Origin of the sequence: Actinomadura logoneensis, assembly GCF_003428695.1 — a bacterium.
GTDB classification, from domain to species: domain Bacteria; phylum Actinomycetota; class Actinomycetes; order Streptosporangiales; family Streptosporangiaceae; genus Spirillospora; species Spirillospora logoneensis.
Genome location: NZ_QURH01000037.1, coordinates 39,986 through 57,473, shown reverse-complemented (window position 1 = coordinate 57,473; position 17,488 = coordinate 39,986). Strand labels below are relative to the sequence as shown.

15 protein-coding genes are annotated in these 17,488 nt (G+C 73.9%); 9 read left to right on the top strand and 6 right to left on the bottom strand.

Features of this window, described 5'->3' with window-relative positions; genetic code table 11:
• The first annotated feature begins 71 nt into the window (after positions 1-71).
• Positions 72-1,514 (top strand): phytoene desaturase family protein, encoded by a 1,443-nt coding sequence (locus DZF91_RS02230; protein ID WP_117355845.1) that lies wholly within the window; start codon positions 72-74, stop codon positions 1,512-1,514.
• Here DZF91_RS02230 and DZF91_RS02225 read toward each other — a convergent pair.
• The gene (locus tag DZF91_RS02225) at positions 1,469-2,452 is read right to left on the bottom strand and encodes a helix-turn-helix transcriptional regulator (protein ID WP_117355851.1); all 984 of its coding nucleotides are present in this window, start codon (positions 2,450-2,452) and stop codon (positions 1,469-1,471) included. The two genes, DZF91_RS02230 and DZF91_RS02225, sit on opposite strands and share 46 nt — an antisense overlap.
• Positions 2,453-2,515: 63 nt before the next feature.
• On the opposite strand from DZF91_RS02225, the gene DZF91_RS02220 reads away from it, so the two are divergent.
• On the top strand, positions 2,516-3,649 hold the full coding sequence (locus tag DZF91_RS02220) for an epoxide hydrolase family protein (protein ID WP_117355844.1): 1,134 nt from the start codon (positions 2,516-2,518) through the stop codon (positions 3,647-3,649).
• A gap of 52 nt (positions 3,650-3,701) precedes the next feature.
• Here DZF91_RS02220 and DZF91_RS42840 read toward each other — a convergent pair whose 3' ends face one another.
• Genes DZF91_RS42840 through DZF91_RS02205 form a run of 4 tightly spaced genes read right to left on the bottom strand, consistent with a single transcriptional unit; the run spans position 3,702 to position 7,899 of the window.
• On the bottom strand, positions 3,702-3,959 hold the full coding sequence (locus DZF91_RS42840; RefSeq protein WP_328589103.1) for a response regulator transcription factor: 258 nt from the start codon (positions 3,957-3,959) through the stop codon (positions 3,702-3,704).
• 59 nt (positions 3,960-4,018) lie between these two features.
• A complete protein-coding gene (locus DZF91_RS42835) occupies positions 4,019-4,369 on the bottom strand; it encodes a response regulator (RefSeq protein ID WP_328589102.1) in 351 nt (116 codons plus the stop codon).
• Positions 4,370-4,372: 3 nt separating this feature from the next.
• Entirely contained in the window at positions 4,373-5,578 is a 1,206-nt protein-coding gene (locus DZF91_RS02210; RefSeq protein ID WP_199486346.1) for a sensor histidine kinase, read from the bottom strand.
• A gap of 5 nt (positions 5,579-5,583) precedes the next feature.
• Positions 5,584-7,899, bottom strand: coding sequence for an MMPL family transporter (locus DZF91_RS02205; protein ID WP_117355843.1), 2,316 nt, complete (start codon positions 7,897-7,899; stop codon positions 5,584-5,586).
• Positions 7,900-8,121: 222 nt separating this feature from the next.
• Here DZF91_RS02205 and DZF91_RS02200 point away from each other — a divergent pair, with 222 nt between their 5' ends.
• Entirely contained in the window at positions 8,122-9,417 is a 1,296-nt protein-coding gene (locus DZF91_RS02200; RefSeq protein WP_147340949.1) for a hypothetical protein, read from the top strand.
• A 309-nt stretch (positions 9,418-9,726) separates the two neighbouring features.
• Positions 9,727-9,882 carry a hypothetical protein gene (locus DZF91_RS39330; protein ID WP_158587830.1) on the top strand — a complete coding sequence of 52 codons (156 nt, stop codon included), beginning with the start codon at positions 9,727-9,729 and terminating at the stop codon, positions 9,880-9,882.
• Positions 9,883-9,960: 78 nt separating this feature from the next.
• On the opposite strand, the gene DZF91_RS02195 is transcribed toward DZF91_RS39330, so the two are convergent.
• Entirely contained in the window at positions 9,961-10,155 is a 195-nt protein-coding gene (locus DZF91_RS02195; RefSeq protein WP_117355841.1) for a hypothetical protein, read from the bottom strand.
• A gap of 174 nt (positions 10,156-10,329) precedes the next feature.
• On the opposite strand from DZF91_RS02195, the gene DZF91_RS02190 reads away from it, so the two are divergent.
• The 5 genes from DZF91_RS02190 to DZF91_RS02170 are packed head-to-tail and all read left to right on the top strand — an operon-like array spanning position 10,330 to position 17,440.
• Positions 10,330-13,122 carry a S8 family serine peptidase gene (locus DZF91_RS02190; RefSeq protein WP_147340948.1) on the top strand — a complete coding sequence of 931 codons (2,793 nt, stop codon included), beginning with the start codon at positions 10,330-10,332 and terminating at the stop codon, positions 13,120-13,122.
• Between the two features lie 52 nt (positions 13,123-13,174).
• Positions 13,175-14,179, top strand: a complete 1,005-nt coding sequence (locus tag DZF91_RS02185; RefSeq protein WP_235834017.1) for a cyanobactin maturation protease PatG family protein — start codon at positions 13,175-13,177, stop codon at positions 14,177-14,179.
• Complete coding sequence (locus DZF91_RS02180; RefSeq protein WP_117355839.1) at positions 14,164-15,060, top strand: SagB/ThcOx family dehydrogenase; 897 nt, start codon at positions 14,164-14,166, stop codon at positions 15,058-15,060. The genes DZF91_RS02185 and DZF91_RS02180 overlap by 16 nt, the downstream gene beginning before the upstream one ends.
• Positions 15,057-16,085, top strand: coding sequence for a TOMM precursor leader peptide-binding protein (locus DZF91_RS02175; protein WP_117355838.1), 1,029 nt, complete (start codon positions 15,057-15,059; stop codon positions 16,083-16,085). The genes DZF91_RS02180 and DZF91_RS02175 overlap by 4 nt, the downstream gene beginning before the upstream one ends.
• The gene (locus tag DZF91_RS02170; RefSeq protein ID WP_117355837.1) at positions 16,082-17,440 is read left to right on the top strand and encodes a YcaO-like family protein; all 1,359 of its coding nucleotides are present in this window, start codon (positions 16,082-16,084) and stop codon (positions 17,438-17,440) included. The genes DZF91_RS02175 and DZF91_RS02170 overlap by 4 nt, the downstream gene beginning before the upstream one ends.
• Positions 17,441-17,488: the final 48 nt, after the last annotated feature.

Here is a 17,488-nt window from a genome sequence, read left to right as displayed (position 1 = left end):
CGGCCCGCGCGACCGGCCCGCGCGACCGGCCCGCCCGGGGCGGGGCGGGCGCGACTCCGTACAGTTGGGCGATGGTCCAGGGACACGCCGCCGTCGTGGGCACCGGCCCGAACGGGCTCGCCGCCGCCGTCACGCTCGCCCGCGCCGGGCTGGACGTCGTGCTGTTCGAGGCCGCGCCGGAGATCGGCGGCGGGCTGCGGAGCGAGGCGCTGTTCGATCCGCGGATCACGCACGACATCTGCTCGGCCGTCCACCCGATGGCCGCCGCCGCGCCGTTCTTCCGCGCGTTCGACCTGGCCGCGCGCGGCGTGGAGCTCGTCCGTCCCGAGATCAGCTACGCCCACCCGCTGGACGGGGGACGCGCCGCCCTCGCCCACCGGTCCCTCGACGCCACCTGCGCCGCGCTCGGCGCGGACGGCCCCGCCTGGCGCCGCCTGTTCGGGCCGCTCCTGCGCCACAGCGAGAGCCTGACCGGCCTCTTCCTCTCGGACCTGCGCCGCCCGCCGTCCTCGCCCCTGGGCGCGCTCTCCTTCGGACTGCGCGCGCTGCGCGGCGACCCGTTCCGCGGCGAGGCGGCGTCCGCGCTGTTCACCGGCGTCGCGGGGCACGCCGTCGGCGAGATCGCCGGGCTCGTCGGCAACGCGGTCGCGCTGATGCTCGGCCACCTCGCGCACGCCTCCGGCTGGCCCGTCCCGCGCGGCGGCAGCGGCGCGATCGCCCGGGCGCTGGCGGACGACGTCACCGCGCACGGCGGCGCCTTCCAGACCGGTCACCGCGTCACCGACCTGGGAGAACTGGCCGGATTCCCGCTCGTCCTCCTCGACACGGGAGCCAAGGAGTTCCTGTCCATCGCCCGCCGCCAACTGCCCGACCGGTACGCCAGGGCGCTGTCCAGGTTCCGTTACGCGCCGGGTGCCGCGAAGGTCGACTTCCTGGTCTCCGAGCCGATCCCGTGGGCCAACCCCGACGTCGGACGCGCCGGGACCGTCCACCTGGGCGGGACGCGCGCCGAGATGGTCCGCAGCGAACGCCTCGCCTCGCGCGGCCACCTGAGTGACACGCCGTTCGTGCTGGTCGTGGACCCGGGCGCGGTCGACCCGACCCGGATCGTGGACGGCAAGCGGCCGGTCTGGGCCTACGCGCACGTGCCGAACGGCGACGACACTCCGCCGATCGACCTCGTGCGCGCGCGTATCGAGCGGTACGCGCCGGGCTTCGGCGACACCGTCCTCGAAGCCCGGGGCATCACGGCCGCCGAATACGAGACCTACAACCCGAACTACGTGGGCGGCGACATCGGCGCGGGGGCGATGTCGCTACGGCAGATCGCCGCCCGTCCCACACCGCGCTGGGACCCGTACACGACGCCCCTGCACGGCGTGTACCTCTGCTCGGCGTCCACGCCACCGGGGCCCGGCGTTCACGGCATGTCCGGCTACTTGGCCGCCGCATCGGCCCTGAAGCGGCACTACGGCATGCGTCCGCCCTCGCTCGCGCCGGACGCTCGTCCGTAGCGCCGCGCCAGACGCGCCAGGTGCTCGACCAGTTCGGGCGGGCCGTCCACCTCGAAGTCGGCGTCGAGAAGGCCCAGGTGGACGGCCAGCGACTCGACCGTGTCCGCGCCCGTGTGCAGCACGCAGGACGCGTCGTCCACGGCCTCGACGACACCGACGGCGGGGGAGACGCGCGCGCTGATCTCCTCGGCCGGGGCGCGCACGACGACGCGCGCCCGGTACCGCCACGCGGCGGACGACACGCGCTGGGACACGTAGGCGGCGACGTCCTCGTCCGGCAGCGGACGCGGCGTGAAGCGCGGCCCGGTCGGGACCTTCGGGAGCATCCGGTCCACCCGGAACGTCCGCCAGTCCTCGCGCTCGACGTCCCAGGCCAGCAGGTACCAGCGGCGTCCCCAGTTGACCAGGCGGTACGGCTCGACCTCCCGCCAGGACGCCGAGGACCGGTGGGACGTGTAGTCGAACCGCAGCCGCTCGCGCGTCCGGCACACCCCGGCGATCGTGGTCAGGACGTCCGGATCGACCGACGGGCCGGGCCGGTCGCTCGGCACCGGGACGGTGTACGCCTGGAGCGTCCCGACCCGGTGCCGCAGCCGGGACGGCATGACCTGCTCCAGCTTGGCGAGCGCGCGCAGCGACGCCTCCTCGTTCCCCGCGATCGCGCCGCTCGTCGCCGTCCGCAGCCCGACCGCGACCGCGACGGCCTCGTCGTCCTCCAGCAGCAGCGGCGGCAGCGCCGCGCCCGCCGCCAGCCGGTAGCCGCCCGCCGACCCGCGCGTGGCGTGCACCGGATACCCGAGCGCGCGCAGGCGCTCGATGTCCGCCCGGACGGTCCGCCCGCTCACCGCCAGCCGTTCGGCCAGCTCGGAGCCGGTCCAGTCGCGCGGCGTCTGCAGGAGCGCCAGCAGTCTCAGCAGCCGCGCCGAAGTCTCCAACATGTTCTTCACCCTGCCGTCCCATTAGGAACAAGATCTGCCTAATGGCAGGACAGACTCTTCCACATGAGCGAGATCAACGAGTTCCGCGTCAACGTCCCGCAGGCCGACCTGGACGACCTGGCCGACCGCCTCTCCCGCACCCGGTTCGCGGACGAGCTGCCCTACGACCAGGTCACCGACGGCGTCCAGCGGGGGCCGGTGCAGCCGGGCTGGGAGTACGGCGTCCCGGGCTCGTTCGTCCGCGACATGCTGGCCCGCTGGCGGGACTTCGACTGGTGCGCGCAGGAGGCACGCATCAACGCGTTCCCGCAGTTCACGACCGAGATCGACGGCGAGACGATCCACTTCGTGCACGTCCGCTCGCCGCACCCGGACGCGACGCCGCTGATCCTCACGCACGGCTGGCCGAACACCTTCGTCGAGTACCTCGATCTGGTCGGGCCGCTCACCGATCCCGACGACCCGGCGGACGCCTTCCACGTCGTCATCCCGTCCCTGCCCGGCTTCGGGTTCTCCAGCCGGCCGCGCACCCGGGGATGGGACGCGGCCCGCACCGCCGACGCCTGGGCCGAGCTGATGTCCCGCCTCGGCTACGACCGGTTCGCCGCGCACGGCAACGACGCGGGCGCGATCGTCAGCCCCGAGATCGGCCGCCGCCACCCGGACCGCGTCCTCGCCGTCCACGTCACGCAGATCTTCTCGTTCCCGACCGGCGACCCGGCCGAGCTGACCGGCCTCACCGAGGACGAGCGCGCCTACCTGGGCTTCCTCGGGAGCTTCGTGGAGCACGCCGTGCACGACAAGGTCCAGCAGGCGCAGCCGCAGACCCTCGCGCACGCCCTCGCCGACTCGCCCGCCGGGCAGCTCGCCTGGATCGGGCAGCTCCTCGCGGGCGTCCCCGACCCGGACGTCGTCCTCACCAACGCCACGATCTACTGGCTGACCAACACCGCCGCGTCCTCGGCCCGCTTCTACTACGAGAACCACCACGCGGAGAAGGACACGGCCCCCACGACGTTCCCGATCGGCCTGTCGTCGTTCGCGTACGACTTCCGGCCGCTGCGCCGCTTCGCCGAGCGCGACCACAAGAACATCGTCGCCTGGACCGAGCACGACCGGGGCGGCCACTGGTCCGCGCACGACGCCCCCGACCTGCTCGTGGACGACCTCCGGGCCTTCTTCCGCCGCTTCCGCTGACGGCCCGGACCCACTGCAAGGCGTCCCGCACCCGGCCTGCTGCCGCGCGCGCTCAGCCGCGCGGCAGCAGGCCGAGTTCGATGGCCTTGACCACGGCGTGCGTCCGGTCGCGCGCGTCGAGTTTGGCGAAGATCCGCAGCAGGTGGGTCTTCACGGTCGCCTCGGCGATCACCAGCCGCCGGCCGATCTCCGGGTTCGACAGCCCGTCGGCGACCGCCCGCAGCACCTCGGCCTCGCGGGCGGTCAGCGCCACCGGCGCGGGCCGCCGCATCCGCGCGACGAGCCTCTGCGCGATCTTCGGGGCGAGCACGGTCTCGCCCCGGGACGCGGCCCGGACGGCGTCCGCGAGCTGCTCGCGCGTGGTGTCCTTCAGCAGGTACCCGACCGCCCCTGCTCGCGCGTGGTGTCCTTCAGCAGGTACCCGACCGCCCCGGCCTCCACCGCCCGCTCGATGTCGGCGTCGGTGTCGTAGGTGGTGAGGATGAGGACGCGCGTCCCCGGATGCCGGGCGACGATCTCGGCCGTCGCCCCGACGCCGTCCAGGACGGGCATCCGCAGGTCGAGCAGCGCCACGTCCGGGCGGTGCGCGGCGACGAGCGCGACCGCCTCCCGCCCGTCGGACGCCTCGGCGGCCACCGAGATGCCGCCGTCGGCGCCGAGCAGGGCGATGACGCCCGCGCGCATCGCCGGATGGTCGTCGGCGACGATCACCGAGAGCATGGGTCACTCCTCCAGGGACGAATCGGACGCGGGCAGGGGCTCGGACGCGGGCGGGGGTTCAGGCGGGGGGAGGGGCTCGGGCAGCGGCAGGACGGCGAGGATCCGGGTGCCGTCGCCGACCGAACTGGTCACGGTCAGGTCCCCGCCGAGCTCGGCCAGCCGGCGGCGCATCCCGGCGAGGCCGAAGCCGCGGGCGTCCTCGACGGCGAACCCGCGCCCGTCGTCGGTGACCTCCAGCTCCACGTGCTCCGGGAACCGGGTCAGCACGACCCCGACCGCCGACGCGTCCGCGTGCTTGCGGACGTTCGCCAGCGACTCCTGCGTGCAGCGCAGCAGCGCGACGCGGGTGGTCTGGTCGCCGTCCACCTCGTCCAGCTCGGCGTCCACGGCCAGGCCGGTGTCCTCGGCGAACCGGTCGAGCGTGCGGCGCAGGGTCGCGGTCACCGACCCGGACGCGATCGTCGCGTGCGGCGACGAACCGACCAGCACCCGCGCCTCGGCCAGGTTCTCGCGCGCGATCCGCTCGATGGTCGCGACCTGCCGGGACGCGTCGTCCGGCGCGTCCCGCACGTCCGAACGGGCGGCCTCGGCGAGCACGACGATCGAGGCGAACCCCTGCGCGAGCGTGTCGTGGATCTCCCGCGCCATCCGCTCGCGCTCGGCCGCCGCGCCCTCCCTGCGGTGCGCCTCGGCCAGCTCCGACCGGGCGCCGGCCAGCTCCGCGCCGAGCCGTTCCGCGCGCCGGTCGGCCAGCTCCAGCCGCCGCCTCACGGTGAGCGCGAGGACCGTCCCGGCGCCGTAGCCGACCACGGAGACGACCGCGTTGGCCCGCAGGTCGCCGCCGCGCAGCAGGTCGCCCGCCAGCGCGGCGACGACGGCCACGGTGCTCAGCCACACCGGGTCCCGGACGGAGCGGGCGTGCAGCCAGAACATCGGCAGCGAGGCGACGAACAGCGTCGCCGCGCCGTCCCGGAAGTAGGCGACCACGCCGATCCCGGCCGCGAGCACCCACAGGAACCAGGGGAGGCGTCCGGGGAAGCGCCGCGCCGCCGCGTACGCGAGGCCGAGCGCGATCGGGACGCCCGAGGACCAGACCCGCGTCCCCGGCGGATCGTCCTGGGCGGCGACGACCTCGGGAGCGAGGCCGAGGAAGGCCCACAGGACGGTGTTCCAGCGCAGGACGCGCGCCTGGTCGTCGGAGAACCGCACGTCGGTCACCTTACGGTGCGCATCGTCCGGTTCGTCTGCCCCTCCGCCGCGCCGCCGACGCTGTGCCCGTCCGTCGTGCCCGTGCCCGTCGTGCCCGTGCCCGTCGTGCCCGTGCCCGTCGTGCCCGTGGCCGCCGTGCCCGTGCCCGCCGTGCCCGCCGTCCGGTCCGTCCGGCGGGACGGCCACCACGCGGCGTCGCCGAGCAGCAGCATCATCGCGGGCAGGACCACCAGCCGGATCACGAACGCGTCCAGCAGGACCGCGACGGCGAGGCTCAGCCCGAACTGCTTCATCTCGATCAGGTGCAGCGGGACGAAGCTGGCGAACACCGTCATCATCACCACGGCGGCGCTGGTCACCACGCCCGCCGACGCGCCGATCCCGTCCAGGACGGCCCGCCTCGCCGGCACCCCGCTCCGCACCAGCTCCTGCACCCGGCTCAGCGTGAAGACCTGGTAGTCCATCGACAGCCCGAACAGGATCACGAAGAGGAACAGCGGCACCCGGGACCCGACCGACCCCATCGACGTGAAGCCGAGCAGCCCCTCGGCCCAGCGGTGCTGGAAGACCACCGTGAGCACGCCCAGCGACGCCGCCGCCGACAGCAGGTTGAGGACGACCCCGACCAGGCCCAGCACGGCCGACCGGAAGGCGAACACCGTGACCGCGAAGGTGACCAGCAGCAGCGCGCCCAGGATCAGCGGCAGCCGCTCCTTCTGGTGCTCGGGGTAGTCGGCGTACCGGGCCACGTCCCCGGTCACCGCGACGTCCGCCCGGATTCTGCCCACGGTCGCCGGGACGTGCACCGCGCGCAGCCGCTCGAGCGAGTCCTGCGCCCGCTTCTGGCTCGGGTACGCCGGGACGGGGACCTCCAGCATCGTGACCCGGTGGTCGGCCGAGACCCGGACGCGCGTCCGGCCGTCGAACAGCGGGTCGGCCTCGACCCGCCCGGCCAGCGCGTCGAGCGCCGCCGCCACCTCCGGCTGCCGCGCGGCGTCCGCCCGCACGACGACCTGGTCGACCGCCTTCAGCTCGGGGAAGGCCGCGTTCACCCGGTCGAAGGACCGCATCGCGGGCAGCTCCCGCGAGTACGTCTCGCGGCCCACGTCGGTCAGCTTCATGGACGCCATCGGAGCGGCGAGCGCGAGCATCGCCGCGACGGCGGCCCCCAGCAGCACGGCCGGCCGGCGTGCGACGGCGCCGAGGACGGGCCCGGTGAACCAGCCCGGCCGCCCCACCCGCCCCGTGTCACGACCCCCGCGCCCTGTACCACGACGGCCGCGCCGCGCGGAGCGGTCCGCGCGCCGGGCGGACCGTCCGCCGAGCTTGGCGAGCAGCGCGGGCAGGACGGTCAGCGAGCTGACCACGGCGGCCATCGCCACCACGATCGCGCCGGTCGCCAGCGATCCGAAGATGACGTCGTCCGCCAGGTACAGCGTCGCGGACGTCACCGCCACCGCGAGCCCGGACACGACGACCGCGCGGCCGGACGTCGCCGCCGCCAGCTCCACCACGGCCGCCGACGACAGCGACCCGCCCGCCTTGGCCCGCTCCTCGCGGTCGCGCTTGAGGTAGAAGAGCGTGTAGTCGACGCCCACCGCCATGCCGATGAGCAGGATGACGTTCATCCCGACGCCCGCGTCCGGGAAGACGTGCGAGGCGACCATCGACAGGCCGACGGCCGCCGCGATCGACGAGACCGCCAGCAGCAGCGGCACCACGGCCATCACCAGCGACCGGAACACGAGCAGCAGCACCAGCAGCGTCACCGGCAGCGCGAACAGCTCGGTCCGGGAGAGGTCGGAGCCCCGCTGCCCCTGGACGTCCTTGCTGATGGACGGGCTGCCCGCCTCGTCCACGGCCAGGTCCGGGTTGGCTCTGCGCACCTGGTCGGTCTGCGCCAGCACCGGATCGACGTGCTTCCTGCCCTCCAGCTCCGGGCCCCTGAGGACCACGTCCACCCGGACGGCCCGCCCGTCGGCCGACCAGACCGGAGCCCCCGCCGACTCGACCTCGGGCAGCCGCGCCATCCGCGTCCGGACGTCCTGGGCGACTGCCGTCCCGCGCGCCCTGTCGAGGGGCGCCGTGCCCTTGGCCGCGATGAGGACGCGCTCCAGCGCCCGCTGCTGGAGGCCGCCCTCCGCCGCGTACGCCTCGCCGCGTCCCGCCTCGCCGACCCAGAAGTCGTGGGCCGTGGCCGCCTTGCCGCCGAGCGAGATCCCGGCGCCGAGGCAGACCGCCACGAACAGAAGCCACCCGGCGATCGCGCGCCACGGGTGATGGGCGCTCCACCGCGCCACTCGCACTGAGGGGTTCGTCATGCCGAAAAGCCTGGCCGGAGGGCCTTGCGCGGCGACAGCCTCGACCGGTTGAACCTGGTGTCCACCGATCGGTGGACACGCACGCGGAAACCTCCCTCCCCGCGCCGCGGCTGCCCGACGCGGGACGCCGCCCGGGACGTCCGCCGGGATCCCGGCTCCGGGTTCGGCGACGCGAATTCTGACGAAGGTGAGGGAGCCGAGTCATGTACCCGATACGTCTGATTGAAGCTGTTTAGACTGCCGCTCCACGTGGTCGCGTTCTTCAAGGGAGATGTGATGGGCATGCCGGACGAGACGGGAAGACCTACCCTGCTGGTCAGGATGACGGCCAAGCTGAAGGGCGAGGTCCGGGCGGACACGCTCGAGTCGTTCCGGCGCGCGGGCGGGGTCGCCTACGCGGAGATGCAGCGGGCGGAGGCGCTGCGCCAGAAGCTCGCCGACGAGGGCGCGAACCTGTGGCACGTGGAGCCCGGCGTGTCGAGCCAGCTGCTGTGCGCCTGGAACGCGTTCGTCCTGCAGTCCATCGGCGAGAACCTGCTGGACGCCGACTACAGCGCCGACCCGCGGACGGTCGGCTACGTCCCACCCGTCACGCACACCCAGGTCACGGCCTGCTTCGACGAGGTCGAGCCGTGGTCGTCGCGCGCGCGGCAGGCCGCCGGGAACTCCTCGCTCGACCTCTCCGCGACCCTCCGGCTCCCCGCCGACCTGCCCGAATGGGCCGAGGCCGACCCGTGCCCGCTGCCGCACCTGCGCGGGATGCTCGCCGCGGCCCGCGCCGTCCGGCAGCACGCCGAGGTGGCGCTCGGCGTGTTCGAGGCGTCCGTCCAGGACGCCGAGAAGCACGGCCGCGACCTGCAGAGGCTCCGGCAGCTCGCGGCCGAGGGCAGCACGGCGGCCGACTACGCCGAGGGCCTGCTGGAGGCCGACCCCGACCCGAACCTGCACGAGGCCATCGAGGAACGCCTCCAGCGCGCGCTGGAGGCGTTCTACCACCTGGGCCAGCTCACGGCCATGCCGTCGCTCATCGCCCGCTACGACACCGGCGGCCAGGTCGCGGCGACGCCGGCCCCCCGCAAGCTCGCCACGCCCGACTCGTCCGGGTTCGACCCCTGGTGCCTGACCTCGCCGCGCGAGCGCGCCACGTGGCGCAAGGACCCCCGCGCCCACCAGTCGATCAAGGAGCTGTGGGAGTTCGACCCGGACCCTGCGGCCACCCTGCGGATCCAGGACGAGATCGACGCGGCCTTCGCGGCGAAGGCGATCGACTACGCCAGGAACGGCTCCGGCTCGCTGCTCGGCAGCTACTTCTGCTGCCCGTGGGGCGCGATCTACGTCGTCCGGCGTCCGGTGACCATCAACGGCCGTCGCCTGCGCCAGGGCCAGCAGTTCACCTACGAGGTGGACGCCGACGAGGTCCCCAAGGGCGGCAGGTTCGTCCGCCGCCTGATCGTCGGCACCTTCGCCCCGACCAACGACGTCGAGTACTGCGACCCCGACGGCGAACACGACTTCTGACCTTTTCGCCTCAGGAACCTCTCCATTCCAGGACCCCGGGCCGCGCGCCCGGGGTCCTGTCGTTGCGCGCGGACGCGGCCAGGTCGGTTTGTCCGGTATCAGGACACGCCCAAGCATGGACAAACGCGAGTAAACACTGCCCCTGGTCGTCGTGATCCGCTCCGCGGTTCCCCTTTATGGTTGATTCGAGAGGAACCAGGGCCGCGGCGTCCGGTGCTTTCGCCGTACGCGGCGGAACTCCTGGAACCCGGCTTTCGAGGGGTGACGACAATGACCATTCCGAGGCGTTCGGCGAGTGTGCGCCGAACCATGAACGACCTCCGCTACACGGCGCTTCCGACCGGGTGCTCGGTCGTACCGTCCTCGGGCGGCGGCACCTACGAGTGCAAGTGCCCGGGCAGCACGGTCACCTGCCAGAGCAACCAGAACTGCACCTGCGACTTCGCGGGCGCGCGCTGCGTGTGACTCTTCACGCGCGCTTCGTGTGATCTCGCGGGCGCGCGCCGCCTGTAGCGGCCGATTCCGGAGACGGGCCGGCGGCCTCTAGGACCGTCGGCCGTCGCGTCCGGTGAAGACCATCCGCTGGTTGAGCCGGGCGGCCCGCTCCGCGCAGGGGCTGCAGGGCTTCACGCCCATCGCGGAGGTGAGCGCCTTCAGGGCGTCGCCCAGCCCGACGTCCTTGCGCACGAACGGCACGGGCACCCGCACCACCGAGGAACTCTGCCGAGGAAGCCGCATGGCGGAACACCTCTTCCCGTAGAGACAGCCGCACGCCGTTACCGGAAATTATAACTCCACCCCTTCTCTCCAGCCATTTTCCGTTCGGTTGAACGGTCCATTGAGCATTCAGCCAATCAAGTCGTGCGGGACGAATTCGCCGTCCCGCCGGCAAGGGGCGCAGGAAGGGGACGCGTGGCCCGCGGAATCGGTGAACCCGGCGGACTCGCCTCCGCGCGCTCACCCGACGCGTCCGGTGAACTCGGCGACGCCCTCCGCCGCCTCTGGGACGAGACGCGCGGGGACGGCCGGATCCGCGTCGCCGTCCTGGACGGCCCCGTCGACCTCACCCACGAGGCGTTCCGGGACGCGCGGCTGACGAACCGCGAGACTCCGCTTCACGTCGCGGCGTCCGCCCACCCGGCGAATCCGGGCGGGCACCCCGCCGGACCTGCCGCACGCCCCGGACCTGCCGCACGCCACGGCACCCAGGTCGCGAGCGCCATCTTCGGACGGCACGGAGGGCCGGTCAAAGGCGTCGCCCCCGGATGCGGCGGCCTGATCATCCCCATCTTCACCGAGGGCCCCGGGACGGGCGGAGGCATCCGGCGGGGCCCGGCGTCCGGGGGGAGCGCCCGCCTCCCGAGCTGCTCGCAGACGGACGTGGCGAGGGCGCTCGACGCGGCGGTGCGGGCAGGAGCGCACGTCATCAACATCAGCGCGGGGGAGATGTCCGGCCGCGCCTCTCCCGACCCGCGGCTGGTGCGGTCCGTCCGGGCGTGCGCGGAGGCCGGGGTGCTGGTCATCGCGGCGGCCGGTGAGCACGGATGCGCCGCGCCCCAGATCCCCGCCGCGCTGCCCACGGTCCTCGCCGTCGGCACACCCGCCCGGCAGGACACACCCGCCCGGCAGGGCGCACCCGCCCGGCAGGGCGCACCCGCCCGGCAGGGCGCGCCTATCCGGCAGGTCGAGCACGGACGAACCGGCCGTCCGTCCGGCGGCAACTGCCTCATCACCCCCGCCGAGTCCGTGCTCGGCGCGGTTCCGGGCGGCGGCCTGGCGGCGGGCAGCGGGTCGAGCTTCGCCGCCGCCGTCGTCTCGGGCGTGGCGGCGCTGCTGCTGAGCCTGCTCGTCCAGCGCGGGCATCCACCGGACACGGCGCTCGTCCGGGCCGTCCTCCTGCGCTCGGCCGCCGGAACCGGCACCCCGCCCGGCCACCTCGACCTGGACGCCGCGCGCGCCCTCCTCGAACGGGCCCTGGCCGACCGGGTCCCGCCCCAGCGAGCCAAGGCGGGGCAGAGGGAGGAACTCCCTCGTCCGGCTCCGACCCCACCCGACGACGATCCTCCCGCGAACGGACGGTCAGCCGGGCGTTACACCGTCAGCGAGGACGCCCGGAGAACGCGGTACCGCGACGTCCCGCCCGACGGATTCGGCGCCGTCGTGGTCGAGCTGCCCGACGGACGGACGTACACCGTCGACGACCTGCGCTACCCCCTCGCGGACGGCGGACGTCCCGGAATGCGGCTGGTCCCCGCCGCCGACGAACGGCCCATCACACTGCCCGACGGCAGGCGCGTCCCCGGATACGGCCTCCTGGACGACCTGCTGCGCCGCGAGACGGGCCTGCGCCCGGAGGATCCGGTCTACGCCCTGATCAGCTACATCCGCCCCGAGGAACACCGCCTGCCGCTCACGCAGCTCCCCAACGGGACGAAGCTCCGCATCGGGCATCGGCACATCGCCGCATATGTCGGGCAGGGCCGCACCACCCAGGTGCTCCCCCTGAACACGACCTGGCGCGGTACGGGCCCCACCGACATGCGGCTGAACCTCGACCACTACCCCGGAACCCTGCACACGGTCGCGCTGCACGGCGTCCCGCAGGCCACCCTGAACCGCAACGGGCACATCGCGGACCACCTGGTGACGGCCCTCGCCAGGTCGCCGGAGCGGACCGACAGCATGCACTGCCGGACGATCGACCTGAACACGGTCCTCCAGTACTACCGCGACCTCATCCGCGGCGCCGACTACCTCGGCGACCTCGCCTGGCGCACCAACTGCAGCGTCCACAAGACGATCGTCGCCAACCTGATGGTGAACGTGCCGCACAACCCCGCGTCGTTCGCCGAGATCTTCGGCCCGGACGGCCCCGCCCTGTGGGACGACCTCCGGCACCGCCACCACGAGCTGACGGGAGTCCGGCTCGGCCCGGACGACGAGACCCGCTTCACCCCGCTGTGGCGGCTGGCCGGGCTGCGCCCGGAGGCCGTCCGGCCGCTCAGCCCGCGCGACCACCACGAGTTCCACGCCGCGCGCGCCGAGAACCGGCTCGCCGGGTACGGCGGCCCCCGCCCGCTCGCGCCGGGAGTGGGCATGATCTGGCGTCCCGAGACGGTGGCCGACCTGCTCGGCGCGTTCCTCGGCACCTACCTGCCGTTCCGCGAGACCGGCGGTACGGCCGCGGCCGGGCTGCTGCTCCAGATGCGCCACCTGGCCGTCGAGATGCTGCGCGTCAGCGAGGAGCGCTACCTGAGCCTGGTCACCCCCGCGATCACCGAGCTGCTGGCGGCCGACCTGCTCGCCGATCCCTCCGGATCCGGTCCGGGGCTGCGGCGACGGGACGGGTTCGACGCCGTCCTCGCGCGCGTCCGGGAGGCCGACGGGGCCGTCCGCCGGTGGTGCCGGACGGACCTGCGCGGCCTCCTCGACCACTGCCTGGACGCCGCGTCCGCCCGGGTCGCCGAGACGAGGGACGACCCGCGCGCCGCCGTCCCCTCGACCGCGACGGCCGTCGAGAAGCTGACGCGGCTCGGGGAGGCGGTCGCGGCGCTGGACGCCGAGCCGTCCTTCTTCACCTCCCCGTCGATCGTGCACCGGCTCGCGCTCGGACGGCATCCGAGCAGCCCGTTCGTGCGGGTGCGGGCCGTGTGCACCGTCCTGGACGACAACGAACTGGTCCCGTGGCCGGACGGCCCGGGGTGAGGCCCGCCGCGCTTCGCCGGCGGGTCCGGCAGACCCCAGAGTGGAGGCAGAGATGGACGAGTACACAGGTGCCGGCGCCGAGTACACCGTGACGGCACGCCGCGACGACGGCGGACCGGCCGGAGCACCGCCGCCCGACGGGGGAGACCTCGCGCAGGTGGCGCCGTCCGCCGATCCCGCGCCCGACCTCACCCTGGCCGAGCACGTGCCGCAGACGGCGCAACTGGCGCAGGTGCCCGAGCAGCCCGTGTACGCGCTCGGCCGGATCGGCTACGACTTCCCCACGCAGACCCGCCGCGACTCGGTGAAGCAGCGGATGGGCGACACCGCCGAGCCCGAGGACCCCGCGGACATGCTCGCCCACCTGGACGAGAACCCGTCCGACGCCGAGGCCCTGCAGTGGACGCTCAACCTCCAGGGCGTGCCGATCTACTTCCTGGAGCCGCGCGGGGCCTACGCGGCGCAGACCTACGAGCTGCTACGGCAGTTCCTGCGCGAGCAACTGGAGGAGGGCGTCGAACGCGTCTCCGTGCCCGGCGTGATCAGCGGCGTCGGACGGCACCGGTCCGGCGCCGAGATCCCGATCGTCGCTCCCGCGCTGCGCGGCATGTACAGCTGGACGACCGAGGCGCTCGTCTCCGCCGTCGCCGGTTCCGGTGACGGCACTGGCGCGGAGAAGAAGTCGTCCAAGCCCACGGCGGGCCAGCGGGAGGCCGTGCGGGGCGGCGTGACGAACTTCCTCGAACGCGTCTACTACGAGATCCGCAACCTGGGCCTCGAACCGCGCGAACGCGCGATCAACTTCGCGGCGACCAACGCGTTCTCGGTCGAGGCCGTGTACGAGCACGCCGTCCGGCAGAACATGGAACTGGACACCATCGACGTCGAGCCCAGCCCGTTGTGTCCGCCGAACTCCGACTGCTGGGACGTCAAGCTCACGTTCTTCTTCCCCGAGCGTCCCGTCCCGTCGGCCCGCCGCGTGTACCGCTTCACCGTGGACGTCGCCGACGTCGTCCCCGCCACCATCGGGACGATGCGGACATGGGCGATCCGCTGACCGGCCCCGACGCGGCGGTCGGGAGCGCGCTCAAGCGGGTCCGGCCGTCCATCACCGCGACGGGACTGGCCACCCACCCCGTCCGGTACGAGTCCGGCGCCGCCGCCGGGCACCGCACCGCCGAGGAGTTCCTTGTCGGCTCCCGCCTGCGGCGCGGGGACGCCGAGCTGGGCGGCTCGGTCGCGCACCACCTGACCGAGGAGGCCACGGCGCTGAGCCTCGTCGGCCGCGCCTACCGTCCCGCCGACCGCTACCTGCCGCTTCCTCCGTCGGCGGAGTCGCGCATGGAGCTGGGCGAGGCGGTGCGCCGCCGACGCAGCGTCCGCGCCTTCACCGGCGCGTCCGTGGACCTGCCGCGGCTCGCGGCGCTCCTCCGCGCCGGGGGCGGCCACACCCGGCACCCGACCGCGCGGGGCGTGCCCCGCCGCAGCCCGCCGAGCGGCGGCGCGCTGTACCCCGTCGACCTGCACGTGGCCGCGCTGCGGATCGGGGGCCTGGACCCGGGGATCTACCTCCACGACCCGTACGAGGACGCGCTCACCCCGACCGGCCCGCCGGAGGCGGCCACCCGCCTGTCCGGGGCCCTGGCCGTCCGGGACATGGTGGACGAGGAGCACGCCGCGGCGGTGTTCCTGCTGGTCGCCCGGCCGTGGCGGAGCATGCGCAAGTACGGCGACCGGGGGATGCGCTACGTCCTCCTCGAAGCGGGAGCGATCGCCCAGAACATCAACCTGGTCGCGGTCGCCCTGGGCCTCGGCACGGTCGACTGCGGCAGCTTCTACGACGACGAGGCGCACGAGGCACTGGAGGTGGACGGCCTGTACCGCGCGCTCGTCCACGCCGTCATCCTCGGCGTTCCCACCGACGAGGGACCGGGATGACCCACCCGAGGCTGAAACGCCACCTCACCCTCGTGGCCCACGGGCCCGACGTGGTCGAACTGCGCCACGGCGTCCTCAGCCCGTCGTCGGTCACCCTCACCGACGACACCCGTTCCGGCCGCCTCCTGCGCATCCTGGCCGGGCTGGACGGATGCCGCTCCGTCGCCGAGATCGCCGCGTCGCAGGACCTCCCGGAGGACGACGTCGCCGCCGTGGTCGCCCGGCTCACCGAGCTCGACCTGCTCGAACACGGTTCCGGCCACGCGCTCGACCACTACCTCGACCGGCTCGTCCCCGGCCTGGCCGCGCAGGAGATGCCGCCGCCCGAGGCCGTGACGCTCCTCGGCGACCCCGGCGTCTGCGAGGGCATCGCCCGCGTCCTCGGCGACGAGCCCGATATCCGGACCGCCGACGACCGGCTCCGCGCCGCCCTCCGCGAGATCGCCCGCTCGGAACCGCTCGACGGCCTCGACTTCGAGGAGGCCGCCGAGCCGTTCGCGCCGCTCCGGGACGGCTTCGCGGTCTTCGCCGTGGACGCGGTCGATCCGCTGGAGTTCCGGGCGTTCAACCGCGTCTGCCTGCACCACCGCGTCCCCTGGATCCATGCCGCGTCGGACGGTCCGCTGCTGCTCGTCGGCCCGACGTTCGTCCCGTACCGGACGTCCTGCTACGGCTGCCTGGAGACGCGGCTCATGGCCAATATGCGGGACTCCGCCGGATACCAGCGCTACAAGAACGCCCTGGCCGAAGGCCGGGTCACCACCCCTGACACCCCTCTGGACGCGACGCTGTCCGCGATGCTCACCTCGCTCACGTCCTTCGAGGCCCTGAACCTCCTGCGCACCGGGACGTCCTTCACGGCCGGCAAGATGCTCACGCTGTACCTGCCCACCATGGAGTTCGCGTTCCATGAAGTTCTGCGCTCCCCGTCCTGCCCCGACTGCGCTCCCGCCCCCGAGCAGGACGACACGGCGCTGTACTACGACATCCGCGCACTCCTGAACGACGCCGACGGCCCGGCATGAACGCCGACTCGGCCAGCTCGACCGGCTCGACCGGCTCGACCGACTCGGCCGACTCGGCCGCCGCGGCAGGCGACCGGGAGCCGCGCATCCGCGCGACGTCCACCGGGACTCGCCTCCGTCCGGCCACAGCGCGCCTCATGGCGCGCGCCCTCTCACCTCTCACCGGCATATCCGCAGGTCTCGACGTGGTGGTGCCCAACGTGGACGACCCGCGCGTCACCCTCATGACCGGCCGCCTGCCCACCGCGCACGCCGAACAGCACATCGCCGGAACCGCCGACTCCTACGACGGCGCGATGACGACCGTCCTGGCCGAGACCCTTGAGCGCCACGCCCTCCACGCGCCGCGTCCCGTCCTCACCTCCTGCTACCGCGACCTGGCCGCCCACGGCAGGACGCTCGTCCCGCACGGCCTGCGGTACTTCTCCGACGCGCAACTGCGCACGCCGGGCTTCCCGTTCGCCTCCCTCACTCCGGACACGCCGATCGCCTGGCTCCCGGCCCTCTCCCTCCGGGACGAGACCGTCGTCTGGATACCCGCCCAGACCGCCGTCCTCGCCCACGAAGGCCAGGGCGACGAGCCCCGGTTCGCCTTCGGCACGTCGGCCGGGACGGCGGCGCACACGTCCTTCCCGGCAGCCCTCCGCCACGCCCTCCTGGAACTGATCCAGACCGACGCCGCCATGGGCACCTGGTTCGGCGCGACGGCCCCGAGGCGGTTCCGGCCCGGCGACACCGCCCAGCGGGCCGTCGAACGCCGCCTGCGGCGCGGCGGGCCGACACCCCGCTTCTACTGGCTCCCGGCGCCCGACCTGCCCGCCATCGCGGTGGCGTGCGTCCTCGAAAGCCCGCAGATCCCCAGGTTCGCCGTCGGCCTGGGCTGCGACACCCGCCTGAACCGGGCCGCGTACAAGGCCTTCCTGGAGAGCACGGCCGTGGCCAAGCTCGCCACCGCGCTGGTCCTCCGTCGTCCATCCGCCGAACCCGGCCCGACGCCGATCCCGGTCCCGATCCACGATCTCGACACGAACGTCGCCCACTACGCCACGGCCGACCCCTCCGCCTGGGCAGGGAGGTTCGGCACGGAACCCGTCCTCGACGCCAGCGACGTCCCGGTCCCCGCGGTGCCGTCCGACGACGTCCGCGACCTCGTCCGGGCCTTCACCGGCACCGGCAAGGACCTGGCCTGCATCGATCTGACCCCGGCGGACGTCCGAGCCCTGGGCTTCCGAGTCGTCCGGGTCCACTCACCCGACCTGCTCGCCCTGACCCCACCCGGCATCCCACCCGAGGCGAGCCCGCGCCTCTCCGCGTACGGCGGCCTGGCCAACACGTCCCCGCACCCCTACGCCTGACCGCCGCCGACCGAGCGGACCGTGGAAACCCGGGCAAGTACCATGCCC